A 17851-nucleotide genomic window follows, 5' to 3' on the forward strand; every position below is an offset into this window, starting at 1 on the left:
CAATCGATACAAGAGGATACTTCTTTAGTCGAATTGTTAGCTGAACTTGAAGTAAAACAATCAATTCCTATGGAACTATATGAAATAGTTGCAGAGATCTTTGCTTTTATTTATAAAATTGATCGGAATGGATAAAAAGCTAGCATTGGTAGTATGAACAATCTTGGACATACTACCAATGCTAGCTTTTTTATATTGTACTAAACAAGGAGGATAGCAATGAAGAATAAAAATATATCTGATGGAAAGTCAGAATCTTTAATGGAACATAAGGAAGAGTATGCACACGAGTTTGGCATTCATCATTCAGTTCAAGAGTCAGATGCGATGAGTAATATGACAAAAAAATTTATAAAACGAAAGAAAAATAAGAAACAAGAGAAAACGGTCGATAAGATGCAACGAACCAATTCTAAAGACCATTCTAGTCCAAGTGATTAGGAAGTGGTATCATAATATAATTTTCACTACCTTTTTCTTAGAGAAAGGATTGAAATGTCGCATTTTTTTAACTAATTTGAATTAGGGAGGGATTTCCCCCTCCCCATTTTAAGAAAACAATGGTAGAATAAAGAAGGATTCAGCCATTCAACCTCGAAGTATTAGAATGGCATGAAAATACATGCAATTGATAGGAGGATGGAGAGAGAATGAATATCCACGAGTATCAAGGAAAAGAGTTGCTTCGCCAGTACGGTGTTGCTGTTCCGAATGGCAAGGTAGCGTTCTCGGTTGAAGAAGCAGTAGAAGCAGCAAAGGAATTAGGTTCAAAGATTAATGTTGTTAAAGCACAAATCCATGCAGGTGGACGCGGGAAAGCCGGCGGAGTAAAAGTTGCTAAAGATTTAGATGAAGTTCGTACATATGCAGATGAGATTTTAGGTAAGACACTAGTAACTCATCAGACTGGACCGGAAGGCAAAGAAGTAAAGCGCTTACTTATTGAAGAAGGATGTGATATTCAAAAAGAGTATTACATCGGTTTAGTATTAGATCGTGCCACTTCTAAAGTTGTCATGATGGCTTCTGAAGAAGGTGGAACAGAAATTGAAGAAGTAGCGGAAGCGACTCCTGAGAAAATTTTTAAGGAGATAATAGACCCAGCAGTCGGTTTGCAAGGCTTCCAAGCTCGCCGTCTTGCTTTTAACATCAACATGCCTAAGGAGTTAGTAGGGCAGGCAGTGAAATTCATGTTAGGTCTTTATAAAGTGTTTGTTGAAAAGGATTGTTCAATTGCTGAAATTAACCCACTTGTTACAACTGGCGATGGGAAAGTTATAGCGTTGGATGCGAAGCTAAACTTTGATTCTAATGCTTTGTACCGTCAAAAAGATATTTTAGCATACCGTGATCTTGAAGAAGAAGATGTAAAAGAAATTGAAGCATCAAAATATGACTTAAGTTACATCTCTTTAGATGGGAATATTGGTTGTATGGTTAATGGTGCAGGTCTTGCTATGGCAACAATGGACATCATTAAACATTACAATGGTGACCCGGCTAACTTCCTTGATGTAGGCGGCGGTGCAACTGCAGAAAAGGTAACTGAAGCGTTCAAGATCATCCTTTCAGATGAAAGCGTTAAAGGAATTTTTGTCAACATCTTTGGTGGTATTATGAAGTGTGACATTATTGCTGAAGGGGTAGTTGAAGCAACGAAGCAAGTTGGGCTTGAAATACCTCTAGTTGTTCGTTTAGAAGGTACGAACGTTGACCTAGGTAAGAACATTCTTAAAGAATCAGGTTTAAATATTACAGCTGCAGATTCAATGGCTGATGGCGCACAAAAAATCGTTTCATTAGTGAAATAGAAAGGCGGGACGAAGATGAGTATCCTTATTAACAAAGATACAAAAGTTATTGTACAAGGGATTACAGGTGCTACAGGGTTATTCCATACACAACAAGCTGTCGAGTACGGCACGAATATTGTTGGTGGTGTTACTCCTGGTAAAGGTGGAACAGAGGTAGAAGGTATTCCAGTATTTAATACAGTTAGTGAAGCAGTAAAAGCAACTGGTGCTAATGCATCCGTTATTTACGTACCACCTGCTTTTGCGGCTGATGCAATTATGGAAGCAACAGATGCTGAACTAGATTTAGCAATTTGTATTACCGAAGGAATTCCGGTAATGGATATGGTTAGTGTGAAGCGTTATATGGAAGGAAAGAAAACACGCCTAGTAGGACCAAACTGCCCTGGTGTTATTACACCTGAAGAATGTAAAATTGGAATTATGCCAGGATACATTCATAAAAAAGGTCATGTAGGGGTTGTCTCTCGCTCTGGTACTCTTACTTATGAAGCTGTGCATCAATTATCAACAAATGGTATTGGCCAATCATCAGCTGTTGGTATTGGAGGAGATCCAGTTAATGGAACAGACTTCATCGATGTTTTAAATTTATTCAATGAAGATCCAGATACGTATGCTGTGATTATGATTGGTGAAATTGGCGGAACGGCAGAAGAGGAAGCAGCTGAATGGGTAAAAGCGAATATGACGAAACCTGTTGTTGGCTTCATCGGTGGTCAAACAGCCCCTCCTGGAAAGCGTATGGGTCATGCTGGTGCGATCATTTCTGGCGGGAAAGGTACAGCTGCTGAGAAGATCAAAACAATGGAAAGCTGCGGTATTAAAGTAGCTGAGACACCTTCTGTTATGGGTGAAACGTTAATCTCAGCCCTTAAAGAAAAGGGATTACTAGAAAAATGTACAACACATAAAGTAACGAACTAATTAAATAGAAGAAAGTCCTCCAACTTGTGAGGAGGGCTTTCTTCCTATTGAAAAAAAGGGGCTGGTCTCTTAATGTCTGAGTTTCGAAAACGGCTCATTCATATTCACAGTTGTTCGAGTGTTTCTAGAAATATGATACGTGCTATGCTTAATATAGATCCTCAATTACTGAAAATCTATGATTCCTCCGTTGCCCTCTTACAGACGCATTTCAAGTTCTCGACTGAAAAGGCACAAACAATCCATGCTTATTTAAAACGTTCTTCTCCTGATCAATACTTATCTTATCTTCAAGCTAAAAATATATTTATTTATACGATTTTAGACTCAGAATACCCTGCTTTATTAAAACAGATTTATGATCCACCCCTTGTTTTGTATGGAATGGGGGTAAAAGACATTATTTCTTCAGAAAAACGCCTCGCGGTCATTGGGACTAGAACACCTACATCAATAGGGAGCAAAACCGTTTCCACTATTATTCCCCCCATTTCAGAAAAAGGATGGACCATTGTTAGTGGTTTTGCTAGAGGAATCGATTCTTTAGCTCATTGGCAAGCGCTACATTCAACAGGTCAAACGATCGCAGTTTTAGGTTCAGGTCATTCATATATCTATCCAAAAGAAAATTTTCAATTATTTTCACAAATGTCGAAAAAACAATTAATTGTTTCTGAGTATCCTCCTAATACCCCACCACAAAAATGGCATTTCCCTGCTCGAAACCGAATTATCAGCGGCTTATCTAAAGCTGTGCTAGTTATTGAAGCGAAAGAAAAAAGTGGCTCGTTAATTACGGCAGATCAAGCGTTAGAACAAGGTCGAGATGTATTTGCTATTCCTGGTTCAATTCTTTCCCCACAATCGAAAGGTACAAACTTTCTAATTCAACAAGGGGCGAAACTTGTAATGAATGCAGATGACATTTTGCAGGAATTACAATGAAGAAATACGCCTTTTCTACAAAAAACGACAAAAATCAACCTCGGCTTATTTCAATAATTTCCAACTCCTGTTTGACAAATAGCAAAAGTCTGTTTAATAATAGGGAAGATTTTAATTATATCTTCGAGAGAGGGAGTTACTTACATGGCCGATTATTTAGTAATCGTTGAATCTCCCGCCAAAGCAAAGACCATTGGAAAATATTTAGGAAAAAAATTTATTGTAAAAGCTTCAATGGGACATGTTAGAGACTTACCAAAAAGTCAAATGGGAGTAAATGTTGAAAAAAGTTATGAGCCCAAGTACATTACAATACGTGGAAAAGGTCCCGTTTTAAAAGAATTAAAAACAGCTGCAAAAAAAGTTAAAAGAATCTATCTCGCGGCTGACCCCGATAGAGAAGGTGAAGCGATTGCTTGGCATCTTGCTCACAGTCTCAACATTGATGAAAATTCAGAATGTAGAGTCGTATTTAATGAAATTACGAAACAAGCAATTAAGGACGCTTTCAAAACACCACGACCAATTAATATGGATTTGGTGGATGCGCAGCAAGCAAGAAGAATTCTCGATCGTTTAGTTGGTTATAACATTAGCCCATTACTATGGAAGAAAGTAAAAAAAGGGTTAAGTGCTGGTCGAGTACAATCAGTAGCAGTAAAGATGATTATTGAAAGAGAAAAAGAAATTCAGAGCTTTGTTCCCGAGGAATATTGGAGTATACCTGCACAGTTCTCACTAGAAGGTGAAACGTTTGATGCTAAATTCTACGGGATTGAAGGAAAGAAACAAGAGTTGAAATCTGAAGAGGAAGTAAAAGCTGTTCTTTCAAAGCTTAGTAACAATAAATTTGATGTTACCTCCGTTAAAAAGAGAGAAAGAAAGCGAAATCCAGTGTCTCCTTTCACTACGTCATCACTGCAACAAGAGGCGGCTCGAAAATTAAATTTCCGAGCTAAGAAGACAATGATGATTGCCCAACAATTATATGAAGGTATTGAGCTAGATAAAAAAGAAGGGGCAGTTGGTTTAATTACTTATATGCGTACCGATTCTACTCGAATTTCGGAAACGGCTCAAGCAGAGGCGAAACAGTATATTGTAGAAAGCTATGGGGAAGAGTTCACACGGAAAGAACAACGTGCAGTTAAAAAAGATAAAAAAGCACAAGATGCCCATGAAGCAATTCGACCAACGTCTGTTTTCAAAGATCCAAAAACGGTCAAAACTTATTTGTCTAGAGATCAATTAAGACTATACAAATTAATTTGGGAGCGAATGGTTGCTAGTGAAATGGCTCCTGCGGTTATGGATACGATGACGGTTGATATTGAGCAAAACGGGGTACAATTTAGAGCAACAGGATCAAAAGTCAAATTTGCAGGTTTTATGAAAGTGTATATAGAAGGTAACGATGACGGAAAAAAAGAAGAAGATCGTCTCTTGCCAAATTTAGAGGAAGGTCAAACGGTTGAAAAGGTAGACATCGAACCAAATCAACATTTCACACAGCCTCCTCCGAGATATACAGAAGCTAGACTCGTTAAGACAATGGAAGAGCTCGGGATAGGTCGCCCGTCAACATATGCACCAACGTTAGACACGATTCAAAGACGTGGGTATGTTGCCCTTGAGGACAAACGTTTTATTCCAACGGAATTAGGACAAATCGTATTAGAGCTTATCGTTGAATTCTTCCCAGAAATTCTTGATGTTGAATTTACAGCAAAAATGGAAAATGACCTTGATTCTATTGAAGATGGGCAGCAAGAATGGATTCGAATTATCGATGAATTTTATCACGGGTTTGAAAAGCGTCTAACAGTCGCTGAAGAAGAAATGAAAGAAGTCGAAATCAAAGATGAACCAGCTGGTGAAGACTGTGAAAAATGTGGTCACGAGATGGTTTATAAAATGGGAAGGTACGGAAAATTTATGGCGTGCTCAAACTTCCCAGAGTGTCGTAACACAAAAGCAATTGTAAAAGACATAGGTGTGAAGTGTCCATCGTGTAAAGAAGGAAACATTGTTGAGAGAAAGAGTAAGAAACGTCGGATTTTCTACGGTTGTGATCGATATCCTGAATGTGAATTTATTTCTTGGGATAAGCCGATTGCACGTCCTTGTCCAAAGTGTGAAAAAATGTTGGTTGAGAAGAAAACGAAAAAAGGTGTGCATGTAGAATGCTCTGCATGTGATTACAAGGAAGATTCCAATTAACTCGTGGGAAAGTTGAAAATCTTGAAGTTGTTTCCTGTATTATGATAATATAGTTTAATGATAAAGGAGAGAGGGTGGCTCGGATCAAACGTCTTACCTCTAGTACACAAATTGTGCTTACTAGACGGATGGATCTTTGTGAGCCACCCTCGTTTCTACTGTAAGATGGAGGGATTATTTTGTCAGAACAACATGTTAACGTAATCGGTGCAGGACTTGCTGGCAGTGAAGCTGCATGGCAGCTTGCAAAGAGAGGCGTTACTGTCCATTTATATGAAATGCGTCCGGTAAAACAAACACCGGCTCATCATACTGATAAATTTGCTGAATTAGTTTGCAGCAACTCGCTTAGGGGTAATAGTTTAACAAATGCTGTTGGTGTTTTAAAAGAAGAAATGAGAAATTTAGACTCAGTTATTATTCGTTCAGCTGATGACGCTTCTGTACCTGCAGGGGGAGCATTGGCAGTAGATCGCCACGAATTTGCAGGTGCTGTTACAGAACGTGTCAAAAACCATCCAAATGTGACCGTCTTCAATAAGGAAATTACTTCAATACCAGAAGGTCCAACAATTATAGCAACGGGCCCTTTAACATCTGAGCATCTATCAAAACAATTGAGAGAGTTAACTAGTGAAGAATATTTATACTTTTATGATGCAGCTGCACCAATCATCGAAACTGAATCAATTGATATGAATAAAGTTTATAAAAAATCAAGATATGATAAGGGAGAAGCTGCATATTTAAATTGTCCGATGACGGAAGAAGAGTTCGATCGTTTTTATGAGGCCCTTGTCGCAGCTGAAACAGTGCCTTTAAAAGAGTTTGAAAAAGAAATCTTCTTTGAAGGCTGTATGCCAATTGAAGTAATGGCTAAACGGGGTCGTAAAACGATGCTCTTTGGACCAATGAAGCCGGTTGGTCTTGAACATCCTGAAACGGGTAAAAGACCATTTGCTGTTGTTCAATTAAGGCAAGATAATACGTCGGGTACACTATATAATATAGTTGGGTTCCAAACGCATCTTAAATGGGGTCCGCAAAAAGAAGTCCTGCAGTTAATACCTGGCTTAGAAAATGCAGAAATTGTACGCTATGGAGTCATGCATCGAAATACTTTTATTAATTCGCCAAACCTTCTTAAACCAACTTATCAATATAAAGATCGAGATGATTTGTTTTTTGCCGGTCAAATTACAGGTGTAGAAGGATATGTTGAATCTGCTGCAGCTGGACTGGTAGCTGGCATTAATGCTGCAAATTATGTTCAAGAGAAAGAAATGATTATTTTCCCTGAAACAACCGTAATTGGTAGTATGGCTAACTACATTACGACAGCAAATAAAAAGAACTTTCAGCCTATGAATGCAAACTTCGGACTTCTTCCGCCATTAGAGGAACGCATTCGTGATAAAAAAGCAAGGTATGAACAGTTAGCTAACCGCGCACTCGGCGCAATTCAGAATTTTGTGAAAAAAGTGTAAATATCGTTGTCAGAGCTACTAAATCATGATAGAATTTAGTAGCTCTGTGAGTATTAGGTGGTGTCCCGTATTTGTCAGAACAGTCCTGGCTAGATTTATTTATTACATACTTGCAACTGGAAAAGAATAGTTCTGTTCATACGGTGAGAAATTATACGAATGATATAGAAGACTTTCAAAGGTTTATGAAGAACGCCCAGCTTTCTTCCTTTTCTAATGTAACCGTTAACGATATTCACAAATATATGTCGATATTGTACGAACTGAAATATTCGGAGAAGACCATTGCTAGAAAGATATCTGCACTAAGAAGCTTTTATAAGTTTCATATGAATGAAGGACGGGTAAGAGAGAATGGATTCGCTGCAGTGGATTTACCAAAAAATTCTGAGCGAATACCTACATTTCTAAATGAAGATGAAATGAGTAAGCTTTTTCATGAAATGACGGGAAACAAGCCGCTTGATCAGCGAGACCGTGCGATTTTGGAATTGCTTTACGCTACTGGAATGAAGGTAAGTGAGTGTAGCAAGGTCCAAATTGAAGATATTGACTTTTCTATAGGCACCGTTTTGATCCAAGGGAAAAGGCGAAAAGAACGATATTCACCGATTAGTTCATTTGCAATATTTGCATTGCAAAAGTATGTTAAGGATGGACGTAAGGTACTTATGCAAAAAGCGAAACAACACCATTCATCATTGTTTCTTAATTTCCGTGGTGGGGTGCTTTCAGATAGAAGCATTCGAAGCATTATTCAAAAACGGATGAAGCATATAACTAGTAATAAAGAGCTTAGTCCTCAAGATATTAGGTATTCTTTTGCTGCTCATTTATTAAATAATGGAGCTGATTTACGGGTTGTTCAAGAATTATTAGGACACGAACATTTTTCAATGACTCAGCTTTATGCACATGTTACAAAGAACCGGTTGAAAGATGTATACAAACATTCTCATCCTAGAGCATAATTGGGGTGTAAGGAGGATATAGAGATGGATCAATCTTTTCACGCGACGACCATTTTTGCTGTTCAACATAATGGTGAATGTGCAATGGCAGGTGATGGCCAAGTAACATTCGGAAATGCTGTCGTGATGAAGCATACGGCAAAAAAAGTTCGAAAAATTTACCAAGGTAAGGTAATCGCTGGTTTTGCCGGATCAGTTGCAGACGCCTTTACGCTATTTGAGAAATTTGAAGGGCGTTTAGAGGAGTACAATGGTAACCTCCAACGTGCAGCAGTAGAGCTTGCAAAAGAATGGAGAAGTGATAAGGTGCTTAGAAGACTTGAAGCTATGCTGATTGTCATGAATAAAGAGCATCTATTACTTGTGTCAGGAACTGGTGAAGTAATAGAACCAGATGACGGAATATTAGCTATTGGCTCTGGTGGAAATTATGCGTTGTCTGCTGGGAGGGCATTAAAAAAGCATGCTCCAGATTTATCTGCAAAAGACATCGCACGAGCTTCCTTAGAAACAGCTGGTGAAATTTGCGTTTACACGAACTTGAATATTATCGTTGAAGAACTTAAATAGTGAACCGATACGGGATTGGAGAGTGGTATTGTGAAATCGAACTTAACCCCTAGAGAGATTGTTAATCGTTTGAATCAGTTTATTGTAGGTCAGGAAGAAGCAAAAAAGTCAGTGGCTATTGCATTACGTAATCGCTACCGTCGAACTTTACTTGATAATAAGATGAAAGACGAGATCACGCCAAAGAACATCTTAATGATCGGACCTACGGGTGTAGGTAAGACAGAAATAGCTAGAAGGTTAGCAAAGCTAGTTGGGGCCCCTTTTGTAAAAGTAGAGGCAACAAAGTTTACAGAAGTTGGTTATGTTGGACGTGATGTCGAATCAATGATTAGGGACCTAGTAGAAACAAGCGTTAGAATCGTTAAAGAAGAAAAAACCAATCAAGTACGAGGTCAGGCAGAAACGAATGCGAACGAGCGCATTGTTGAGTTACTTGTTCCTAATGCGAAAAAACAATCGTCATACAAAAATCCATTTGAAATGATTTTTGGCGGGCAACAAGGGACACAAGAAGTTGAGCCAGACGAAATGGAAGAAACAAATATAGCAGAGCGTCGTAAGCAAATGGCGCATAAGCTAGCATTAGGCGAGTTAGAAGACCACATGGTCACAGTGGAAGTCGATGAACAGTCACAAGGCTTTATGGATATGTTCCAAGGTCAAGGCATGGAGCAAATGGGAATGAATATGCAAGAGATGCTAGGTGGTATGCTTCCAAAGAAGAAGAAAAAAAGACGGTTACCAGTATCTGATGCGAGAAAAGTACTTATAGAAGAAGAGGCACAGAAATTAATTGATATGGATGAAGTCACTCAAGAAGCCGTTTCAAGAGCCGAACAAATTGGAATCATCTTTATTGATGAGATCGATAAAGTTGCGAGTAAAGGACAACAGTCGGCTGATGTCTCGCGTGAAGGGGTTCAACGTGATATTTTGCCAATTGTAGAAGGGTCTACAGTTGTTACGAAACATGGTTCAGTAAAAACCGATCATATTTTATTTATCGGTGCAGGGGCGTTTCACATGGCAAAACCGTCAGATCTTATACCAGAATTGCAGGGACGTTTTCCAATTCGAGTTGAGCTTAATAATTTAACAGTAGAAGACTTTGTTCGGATATTAGTCGAACCAAACAATGCTCTAATTAAGCAATATGTAGCACTTCTTGAAACAGAAGGTATAAAAGTGAAGTTTTCGGACGAAGCTGTTCATAAGATTGCGACAATTGCAACAGAAGTCAATCAAGACACGGAAAACATTGGTGCAAGACGATTACATACGATTCTTGAGCGTTTATTAGAGGACCTTTCGTTTGAAGCGCCAGATATAAATTTAGAGGAAATAGTTATTACACCAGAGTATGTAGAAGAAAAATTAGCTTCTATTGCAAAAAATCGAGATCTTAGCCAATTTATATTGTAAGTTGCAGGAGGAGAAGTTATGGATTTATTAACTAGAACGAGAAAAATTAATGAAATGTTACAAAAAACAGGGGTGCAACATGTCAATTTCAAAGATATGGCTGAAACACTTCGTGATACGATCAGTGCGAATATCTTTGTAGTTAGTCGTCGTGGGAAATTGTTAGGGTATGCTATTAAGCAAGAGATTGAAAATGAACGAATGAAGAAAATGTTAGGGGATCGTCGCTTTCCAGAAGAGTATACTGATGGACTATTTAAGATCGAAGAAACATCAGCTAACCTAGATATTGAAAGTGAGTACACTGCCTTCCCAGTAGAGAATAAAGATTTATTTAGTAGCGGCCTTACTACTATTGTACCAATACAAGGTGGAGGTCAACGCCTTGGTACATTGATTCTAGCTCGCTTAAATGATTCATTTAATGACGATGACTTAATTCTAGCTGAGTACGGGGCTACTGTAGTTGGAATGGAAATTCTTCATGAAAAAACACAGGAAATTGAAGAGGAAGCTAGAAGTAAAGCAGTGGTTCAAATGGCTATTAGTTCACTTTCTTATAGTGAGCTAGAAGCTGTTGAGCATATTTTCCACGAGTTAGATGGGAAAGAAGGGCTTCTTGTGGCAAGTAAAATCGCTGATCGAGTTGGAATTACTCGTTCTGTAATTGTTAATGCTCTCCGTAAACTTGAAAGTGCGGGTGTCATTGAATCTCGTTCATTAGGAATGAAGGGGACATATATTAAAGTTCTCAATGATAAGTTCCTCGTTGAACTAGATAAGTTAAAAGCTAAATAGGTTTTATTAAGGGAGAAGAGCGTATGTTATGTACGTTCTTTTCTTATTTTTTTGGAAAGTTTTACTGTTTTTTCAGGAAGTATGATAGAATTTTATATAATTCATGTCGAATACTGTATAAATTTATTGGGTTAACAGCGTGATTATAGGTATATGCGACAAAAGTCGCTATTTTTTCTTAGTTCTTTTATCTTGATTCGTAAGCTGGATAATATCGGTGTTAGACTTTCTTGGCAGGATTTAATACAATTTTCATAGAGATTGTGTAAGAAAATGTGAAGTTGAGGGAAAAACCACAAAAGTCGAATTGTTATTTTATGTCGGAAGGTGAGGTATTTTGGATCTTTTTGGAAGTTCAACTTTTAAAACGTTAGAAAGAGGGTTAGCAGGCGCGCAAGTAAGACAGAATGCTACTTCTCAAAATATTGCTAATGTAGATACACCTAACTATAAGGCTAAACAAGTTAGTTTTAAACATACATTGGACGATGCTATTAATCAGTCTGCATTAAAAGCAAACAGGACCAATGAGCAGCATTATGAATTTAGTAGAGCTAAAAACCCGGTCGTCATTGAGACAAATCGTTCAACAATGTATAACCATAATGGTAACAATGTAGATATTGATTTAGAAATGGCAGAATTGGCCAAAAATCAAATTTATTATAATGCCCTTATAGATCGTCTAAATGGCCGCTTTACTAGTTTACAAACCGTGATACGTGGAGGAAATTAATTATGACTATTTTCCATGGATTAAACACAAGTGCTTCAGCATTAACAGCACAAAGGTTACGTATGGATGTTGTTTCTTCTAATATGGCAAATGCAGATACGACTAGAGCGAGATTGATTGATGGTGAGTGGCAGCCGTATCGACGGAAGATGGTTGTAACTCAGCCGAATGAAAAGTCTTCGTTTTCACACTTTTTACGTCAAGCTAAAACAAGTAACAACTCAGACATTGGTAATGGGGTAAGAGTTTCAGGGATCATTAACGATCAAACTCCATTTAAACAGGTATATAACCCTGATCATCCTGATGCTAATGAACAGGGCTATGTTCAGATGCCGAATGTCGACCCTTTAAGAGAGATGGTCGATTTAATGAGTGCCACTCGTTCCTATGAGGCGAATGTAACGACCTTAAATGCCTCAAAAAACATGTTATTAAAAGCATTAGAGATTGGAAGGTAGGGAAGTAAATAATGGATATGAGGATACAATCGCCCTTTATACAAACAAATGCGGCTTTGTCTAAACCAAAACATACACCGGCAGAAGCTCAAGCTACATTTAAAAATGCTTTAAGCCAAGCGATTAAAAATGTAAATGAATTACAAAGTGAATCGGCTAAGAAAACAGAATTATTAGCTAAAGGTGAGATGGATAACCTTCATGATGTAATGATTACAGGGCAAAAAGCAAGTATTTCACTCCAAGCAACGGTGGAAGTACGTAATAAAGTGGTTGAAGCCTATCAAGAGATTATGAGAATGCAAGTGTAAATATGTAAGTTTGTTTCGAAGGAGAGACCGCATGAACGAGAAATTACTTATGTACAAAGGGCGGATAACAGAATATTGGAGCGGTCAAACAAAGAAACAAAAGAAGATTCTCCTTGGTTCTGTGATTGCAATTATTGTATTGCTCGCGCTTTTATTGTTTTTTTCAACTAGATCTAACTATGTTGCTCTTTATAGCAATTTAACATTACAGGAAACGGGCCAGATCAAAGAAACTCTTGATGCGCGGGGGATCTCATCAACTATTACTGATAACGGAACAACAATTATGGTGCCTGAGCCACTAGTTGATTCATTAAAAGTAGAATTAGCTGCAGAGGGACTCCCAAGAAGCGGCAGTATTGATTATAGCTTCTTTCAAGATCAAATGGGATTTGGAATGACAGATAATGAATTTTCTGTTATGGAGCGTGCTGCCATGCAAACGGAACTTGGTAGCTTAATTAGAAATATTAATGGTGTAAACTATGCTAATGTCATGATTACACTACCAGAAGAAAGCGTTTGGCTAAACTCATCAAATGAGTCATCGACAGCAGCTGTTGTCCTCGATTTGGCACCAGGCTATCAGCTTGAGTCTGCTCAAGTGCAAGCTCTTTATCATTTAGTATCAAAGAGTGTACCTAACCTTCCTATTGAGAATATCGTCATTTCTGATCAAATGTTTAATGATTATTTATATGATAATGCAAATCATGCTACTTCTACATTATCAGCTTACGAACAGCAACGATCAATTCAACGTGAAATTGAACGAGATTTAACTCGTAACCTTCAACAAATGCTAGGGACGGTTGTTGGCAGAGATAAAGTCCTCGTTTCTGTTTCAACGGACATTGATTTCACCCAAGAAAATCGTACAGAAGCATTAGTTGAACCAGTTGACCCTGAAAACATGGAAGGAATTGCAGTTAGCATTGAACGAATTACTGAAACGTACAGTGGTGAAGGGATGCTTGAAGGTGGGATTAACGGTACTGGGGAAGAAATACCAGCTTACGTTGGATCTGTAGGGCAAGGGCCATCAGAATGGGAACGTACTGAAGACCGTATAAACAATGAAGTAAATCGCATTAATCGTGATATTGTTGAAAGTCCTTATAAAATCCGAGATCTAGGTATTCAAGTGATGGTTGAACCTCCTGATGGCTTAGATGTTCTTCCTCAAGAGCGAATGGATGATATTAAACAAATATTAGGCACTATTGTACGAACAAGTATTTCTGGAGTATATGCTGAGGAGCTGACTCCAGAAGCGATCAATGAAAAGATTTTTGTTTCTTCTCAACCGTTTGATGGGAAAGTTGAATTTGAACAACAAGCAATTCAGGCAATTCCAATGTGGATGTATGTTGTCGGTGGTATTCTCGTAGTGGTGATTTTACTTCTATTATTCTTGCTAGTTAGAAAGAGAAAGGTAGAAGAAGAAGAGTTTGTTGCGGAAGAAGAGGTTCGATATGAGATTCCTGATCTCCCTAACGAAGATCAGAGCTTAAGTGCAACTAAACGAAAACAGTTAGAAAAGATGGCAAAAGAAAAGCCTGAAGAATTCTCAAAATTATTACGTACTTGGTTATCAGAAGATTAGGAGGGATAATTGGTGGTCGGTTCAACAAATAAAGGGTTAACAGGTAAACAAAAGGCAGCAATCCTCCTTATATCTCTGGGACCCGATGTATCTGCACAAGTGTATAAGCATTTATCAGAAGAAGAAATAGAACAACTAACACTCGAAATTGCCAATGTTCGAAAAGTAGACAGTGGAATGAAAGAAGAAATTCTTGAGCAATTTCATTCATTAGTTTTGGCACAGGATTATATTGCTCAAGGTGGAATCGGGTATGCTAAAAGCATTTTAGAAAAAGCGTTAGGAGAAGAGAATGCAATGGATGTTATTAATCGGTTAACATCAACGTTGCAAGTACGTCCATTTGATTTCGCCCGGAAAGCAGACCCGTCACAAATTTTAAATTTTATCCAAAATGAACATCCTCAGACAATTGCTTTAATTTTGTCTTACTTAGAATCGGTACAAGCTGGACAAATATTGTCAGAATTACCACAAGAGGTTCAAGCTGATGTTGCTAAACGAATTGCTTTAATGGATAGTACTTCCCCTGAAATAGTTAATGAAGTAGAGTCGATTCTTGAACAAAAATTATCATCTACTGTTACACAAGATTATACAGATGCTGGTGGAATAGAGGCTGTTGTTGAAGTACTAAATAGTGTTGATCGAAGTACGGAGCGTACGATCCTTGAGGCTCTAGAAATTCAAGATCCAGAACTAGCTGAAGAAATTAAGAAACGAATGTTTGTCTTTGAGGACATCGTTACACTTGATAACCGTTCGATTCAACGTGTTATTCGAGATGTTGAAAATGAAGATTTACAATTGTCATTAAAAGTAGCAAGTGAGGAAGTAAAAGATATTGTCTTTAGTAATATGTCTCAACGGATGGCAGACACTTTTAAAGATGAGATGGAATTTATGGGACCTGTCCGATTACGTGATGTGGAAGAAGCACAATCTCGAATTGTCGCGATTATCCGTCGTTTAGAAGAAGCTGGTGAGATTGTGATTGCTCGTGGCGGAGGAGACGATATTATTGTCTAAAATTATTAAGTCACAAAATAACTCTACTTACATTGAATCGAAAAAGATAATGATACGTAACCTTTTTGAAGAAGGCCAGTTTCAAAAATATGACACAGTAAACAGCTCAGAGCCTGTAAACAAGATTGAAGAAGCGGAAGAAGCTCTTAAGCAAGTGCATTTAGATATACAAAAGGCGGAAGAAAAAGCTCGTCAGGTCGTGTTAGAAGCTGAAAATCAAGCAAAAAAGATTCAAGAGAGTATTAAGATGGAGCAAGAACAAGCAGTTATTGAAATAGAGCAGCTAAAACAAGCTGCCCAAGAGCAAGGCTACCAAGACGGTTATGCAAAAGGGCAAGCAGAAGGATTATCCTCATATTCAAATTTAATTGAACAAGCCCATAATGTAATCAATCATTCCGAACATGAGTATGAGAGAACGATTGAATCAGCTCAACCTGTGATTGTTGAACTTGCTACAGCATTAACTCAGCGAATGGTTAATCAAAAGTTAACTGAGGATCCGGACATGTGGGCTGATTTACTTACTCAAGTAATGACAGAGGTAAGAGAACACGAAAACGTTAGAATTTATGTTCATCCAAATTGGTTTGAGAGGACGAACCAACAAAAAGAAGAACTCGAACAATTGCTTAGCCATACTGAAAGATTGTTTATTTATCCTGATGCAGGGTTAATGAAAAATGGCTGTGTTATTGAATCGAAATATGGTCGGATTGATGCAACGGTGGACAAGCAACTTAGCGAACTGAAACTCCAATTATTAGAAAAACTTAAGGAGGGCGACGATGAACGCAGAGGAACTGATTAACATTGTCCCTTCCCTCACTCCGTATAAATGGTACGGGAAAGTTACAAGAGTTGTTGGATTAACGATTGAATCGAAAGGTCCGCAAGCTTCTATTGGAGATCTTTGTTACATTATTGTAGGTAAATTACAGACAAAAGTGAAGGCAGAGGTTGTAGGTTTTCGAGATGAAAACGTTTTGCTAATGCCGTTAAACGGCACGATGGATATTTCTCCAGGCAGCTTGGTGGAGGCTACAGGAAAGCCATTAGAAATTAAAGTTGGAGCAGGGTTAATTGGAAGTGTCATCGATGGGTGCGGAGAGTTAATGTCAAAAGCTAGTCTGCCAAAAGGACTTACTTCGTTCCCCACTGATAATGAACCTCCTAATCCCTTATCTCGACCAAGGATTCATGAAAAGATGTCTCTTGGTATCCGTGCTATCGATTCTTTATTTACAGTCGGAAAAGGGCAAAGAATTGGTATATTTGCAGGAAGTGGTGTTGGGAAAAGTACCCTATTATCAATGCTTGCCAAAAATTCGGCAGCAGACGTCAATGTTATTGCATTAATTGGGGAACGTGGAAGGGAAGTAAAAGATTTTATTGAGCGAGATCTTGGAGAAGAAGGGTTGCACAAATCTGTAATAGTCGTAGCTACATCTGATCAGCCTGCATTAATGCGAATAAAAGGTGCGATGACAGCTACAGCTGTGGCTGAGTATTTTAGAAATCAAGGTCTTCACGTTAATCTTATGATGGATTCTGTTACCAGATTTGCGATGGCTCAACGTGAAATCGGCTTAGCTATCGGTGAGCCTCCTACTTCAAAAGGATATACCCCATCTGTTTTTGCGATGCTTCCCAAATTATTAGAGCGCTCGGGAACGGACGTAAGGGGAAGTATTACAGCGTTTTATACTGTTTTAGTTGATGGCGATGATATGAACGAACCAATAGCTGATGCGGTAAGAGGAATATTAGATGGACATTTAGTTCTTGATCGAAAATTAGCAAATAAAGGACAGTTTCCTGCGATTAACGTCTTAAAAAGTGTAAGTCGTGTCATGTCTGATGTTGTAGATGACCTTCATAAAACAACTGCAGATCAAGTCCGTTCCTATTTATCTACTTATGATGATAATGAAGACTTAATCAATATAGGAGCTTATAAACGGGGGGCATCTAAAGACATTGATCAAGCCATTACGATGTATCCAAAAATTATAAATTTTTTAAAGCAGTCTACCACGGAAATAACAGGTATTGACCAAACAGTCGAACGATTAATTGAAGAATTTGCGAAAGGCGGGCATTACTAATGTCATTCCAATTCACCCTTCAAAAAGTAATGCAAGTTAGGGAAAGAGAGAAAAACAAAGTACAAGCTGAATACCAAGAAGCGATTGATCATTTTGAGAAGGTTGCAACACAATTGTATGAGTTACTTAAAAGCAAGGAAGGTTTGGAGGAGCGGGTGAGAAATCAGATCTCAACTGGAACGTCTATTTATGAATTGCAGCAAAATCAAAATCAAATTATGCGTTTACAGCAAGAAATTATGGTTAAGCAGCATGATACCCAATTAGCTAGGGAAAAAATGGTTGTCAAAGAGAAGGATCTAGTTGCGAAAACAATAGAAATGAAAAAGTATGAAAAAATGAAACAATTGAAACAAGAACAGTATAAACAAGAAGAGAAACGTAAAGATCTCATGCAAATGGACGAGTTATCGGTTCAATTATTTGCAAAACGTTAAAGGTGA

The 17851-nt window shown here is 38.0% G+C and carries 18 protein-coding genes and 1 pseudogene; all 19 read left to right on the top strand.

Annotation, left to right across the window (positions count from 1 at the left end; genetic code table 11):
* Nucleotides 1–6: 6 nt before the first annotated feature.
* A pseudogene (locus tag AC1FXP_RS07485) lies at nt 7–135 on the top strand (EscU/YscU/HrcU family type III secretion system export apparatus switch protein); the annotation flags it as partial.
* An 84-nt stretch (nt 136–219) separates the two neighbouring features.
* Entirely contained in the window at nt 220–441 is a 222-nt protein-coding gene (locus AC1FXP_RS07490; RefSeq protein WP_480059923.1) for a hypothetical protein, read from the top strand.
* A 209-nt stretch (nt 442–650) separates the two neighbouring features.
* Nucleotides 651–1811, top strand: a complete 1161-nt coding sequence (gene sucC / locus AC1FXP_RS07495) for an ADP-forming succinate--CoA ligase subunit beta (RefSeq protein WP_480059925.1) — start codon at nt 651–653, stop codon at nt 1809–1811.
* Between the two features lie 15 nt (nt 1812–1826).
* Complete coding sequence (sucD, locus tag AC1FXP_RS07500; protein ID WP_480059927.1) at nt 1827–2741, top strand: succinate--CoA ligase subunit alpha; 915 nt, start codon at nt 1827–1829, stop codon at nt 2739–2741.
* A 72-nt stretch (nt 2742–2813) separates the two neighbouring features.
* Nucleotides 2814–3686: a DNA-processing protein DprA gene (dprA, locus tag AC1FXP_RS07505; RefSeq protein ID WP_480059929.1), complete on the top strand. Its 873-nt coding sequence runs from the start codon at nt 2814–2816 to the stop codon at nt 3684–3686.
* A gap of 144 nt (nt 3687–3830) precedes the next feature.
* Nucleotides 3831–5906, top strand: a complete 2076-nt coding sequence (gene topA / locus AC1FXP_RS07510; RefSeq protein ID WP_480059931.1) for a type I DNA topoisomerase — start codon at nt 3831–3833, stop codon at nt 5904–5906.
* Between the two features lie 179 nt (nt 5907–6085).
* Nucleotides 6086–7393, top strand: a complete 1308-nt coding sequence (gene trmFO / locus AC1FXP_RS07515; protein WP_480059933.1) for an FADH(2)-oxidizing methylenetetrahydrofolate--tRNA-(uracil(54)-C(5))-methyltransferase TrmFO — start codon at nt 6086–6088, stop codon at nt 7391–7393.
* 71 nt (nt 7394–7464) lie between these two features.
* Nucleotides 7465–8364, top strand: a complete 900-nt coding sequence (locus AC1FXP_RS07520) for a tyrosine recombinase (RefSeq protein WP_480059935.1) — start codon at nt 7465–7467, stop codon at nt 8362–8364.
* Nucleotides 8365–8388: 24 nt separating this feature from the next.
* Complete coding sequence (gene hslV / locus AC1FXP_RS07525; RefSeq protein ID WP_480059937.1) at nt 8389–8934, top strand: ATP-dependent protease subunit HslV; 546 nt, start codon at nt 8389–8391, stop codon at nt 8932–8934.
* 27 nt (nt 8935–8961) lie between these two features.
* Entirely contained in the window at nt 8962–10359 is a 1398-nt protein-coding gene (hslU, locus tag AC1FXP_RS07530) for an ATP-dependent protease ATPase subunit HslU (protein WP_480060244.1), read from the top strand.
* A gap of 18 nt (nt 10360–10377) precedes the next feature.
* On the top strand, nt 10378–11157 hold the full coding sequence (gene codY, locus AC1FXP_RS07535; RefSeq protein WP_480059939.1) for a GTP-sensing pleiotropic transcriptional regulator CodY: 780 nt from the start codon (nt 10378–10380) through the stop codon (nt 11155–11157).
* Between the two features lie 337 nt (nt 11158–11494).
* Nucleotides 11495–11893, top strand: coding sequence for a flagellar basal body rod protein FlgB (gene flgB, locus AC1FXP_RS07540; protein WP_480059941.1), 399 nt, complete (start codon nt 11495–11497; stop codon nt 11891–11893).
* A gap of 2 nt (nt 11894–11895) precedes the next feature.
* The gene (gene flgC / locus AC1FXP_RS07545; RefSeq protein ID WP_480059943.1) at nt 11896–12354 is read left to right on the top strand and encodes a flagellar basal body rod protein FlgC; all 459 of its coding nucleotides are present in this window, start codon (nt 11896–11898) and stop codon (nt 12352–12354) included.
* Between the two features lie 17 nt (nt 12355–12371).
* On the top strand, nt 12372–12665 hold the full coding sequence (gene fliE / locus AC1FXP_RS07550; protein ID WP_480060246.1) for a flagellar hook-basal body complex protein FliE: 294 nt from the start codon (nt 12372–12374) through the stop codon (nt 12663–12665).
* A 31-nt stretch (nt 12666–12696) separates the two neighbouring features.
* A complete protein-coding gene (gene fliF, locus AC1FXP_RS07555; protein WP_480059945.1) occupies nt 12697–14271 on the top strand; it encodes a flagellar basal-body MS-ring/collar protein FliF in 1575 nt (524 codons plus the stop codon).
* A 12-nt stretch (nt 14272–14283) separates the two neighbouring features.
* Nucleotides 14284–15300 (top strand): flagellar motor switch protein FliG, encoded by a 1017-nt coding sequence (gene fliG / locus AC1FXP_RS07560; RefSeq protein ID WP_480059947.1) that lies wholly within the window; start codon nt 14284–14286, stop codon nt 15298–15300.
* Nucleotides 15293–16111: a flagellar assembly protein FliH gene (fliH, locus tag AC1FXP_RS07565; RefSeq protein WP_480059949.1), complete on the top strand. Its 819-nt coding sequence runs from the start codon at nt 15293–15295 to the stop codon at nt 16109–16111. The genes fliG and fliH overlap by 8 nt, the downstream gene beginning before the upstream one ends.
* The gene (gene fliI / locus AC1FXP_RS07570; RefSeq protein ID WP_480059951.1) at nt 16089–17408 is read left to right on the top strand and encodes a flagellar protein export ATPase FliI; all 1320 of its coding nucleotides are present in this window, start codon (nt 16089–16091) and stop codon (nt 17406–17408) included. The genes fliH and fliI overlap by 23 nt, the downstream gene beginning before the upstream one ends.
* On the top strand, nt 17408–17845 hold the full coding sequence (gene fliJ, locus AC1FXP_RS07575) for a flagellar export protein FliJ (RefSeq protein WP_480059953.1): 438 nt from the start codon (nt 17408–17410) through the stop codon (nt 17843–17845). Before fliI ends, fliJ begins: the two co-directional genes overlap by 1 nt.
* The last annotated feature ends 6 nt before the right edge of the window (nt 17846–17851 follow it).

The sequence above is a fragment of the Halalkalibacter sp. HAAS-P013 genome (genome assembly GCF_056619925.1).